This is a genomic window from Terrabacter tumescens, assembly GCF_014646815.1.
Classification (GTDB): Bacteria; Actinomycetota; Actinomycetes; order Actinomycetales; family Dermatophilaceae; genus Terrabacter; species Terrabacter tumescens.
Genome location: NZ_BMNZ01000020.1, coordinates 1 through 1,328 on the forward strand (window position 1 = coordinate 1; position 1,328 = coordinate 1,328).

Consider the following 1,328-nt stretch of genomic DNA (forward strand, 5'->3'; position numbering starts at 1 on the left):
CTACTAGACGATTGTCGGTAGGGCCGGTGTCTGGCCAGACTCGGTTCAGGTGATCGGCGGGAGGCTCTCTATGCGGCTGCCCACCAGCGTCACCGGTGTGGCTCTCTATCGGTCTGCGGCCCGCCGGTCACCGTGACGAGGCGTGGCTCAAGAAGGGACTGCCCTGCTCGTAGTAGCACTGCCCACCTCGCCGTCCACATCGGCACGAGCACAGGTGGGAGCACGAGCATGGAACTAGTCATCATCGGGGTCGATCCCCACAAGCTGTCGGCGACGATCGAGGTCGTCGACGAGCATGAGCGGCGGCTCGGACACGGCCGGTTCACCACCGACAAGGCCGGCTACGCCGCGATGCTGGCGTACGCCAAGGCGTGGCCGGCGCGAACCTGGGCGGTCGAAGGAGCGAACGGAGTGGGTCGTCCGCTCGCGCAGCGGCTCCTCGAGGACGGGGAGGACGTCGTCGACGTCCCGGCGAAGCTCGCCGCTCGGGTCCGCCTGTTCGACACCGGCCACAACCGCAAGACCGATGCCCATGACGCGCACTCGATCGCGATCGTCGCCGTGCGCACCCAAGGGTTGCGGGTGCTGCGGCCCGACGGTGAGCTTGAGGCGCTGCGGATGCTGGTCGACCGGCGTGAATCGCTCAGTCGGCGCCGGGTGCAAACCGTCGACCGGCTCCAGGCCTTGTTGGCGGAACTGCTTCCGGGACAAGCGAAGAAGGACATCACTACCGGCCAGGCCAAGCGGATGCTCGCCTCGGTCCGCCCGCGCGACATCGCGGGCAAGACCCGGCGCCGGATCGCGGCCGAGGAGCTCGCGGAGCTGGTCGCCGTCGAAGCCAAGATGAAGAAGGCCAACGCCGAACTCAAGGCGATCGTCCTCGCCCGTGGGTCACACCTGATGGACCTCCACGGCGTGGGCCCGGTCGTCGCGGCGCGGGTGTTGGCTGACGTCGGGGACGTGTCCCGGTTCGCTGACCGCAACAGGTTCGCCTCCTGGACCGGCACGGCGCCCCTGGACGCGTCCTCAGGGGAGCATTCTCGGCACCGGCTCTCCCGGGCCGGGGACCGGCGGATGAACCACATGATCCACATCGCCGCGATCTCCCAGATCCGCCTGGACACCAACGGGCGGGCCTACTACCGGCGCAAGCGCGCTGAAGGCAAGCGGCCCCTGGAGGCGATTCGGTGTCTAAAGCGCAGGATCTCCGACTCCATCTATCGCCAGCTCGTCGCCGACGCCGCAGCCGCCGAGGTCAAGGTGGTCGAACGAGACGCGGGTCCGGGAGGGCACTACGGGGCGTCTCAGTTATCCAGCGCGGCCGGCTC

Annotated in this window: 1 protein-coding gene; it reads left to right on the top strand. The window is 68.7% G+C overall.

Features of this window, described 5'->3' with window-relative positions:
* Positions 1-228: 228 nt before the first annotated feature.
* The coding region (locus tag IEY30_RS21690) for an IS110 family RNA-guided transposase (RefSeq protein WP_030204016.1) at positions 229-1,328 on the top strand (1,100 nt) is incomplete at its 3' end.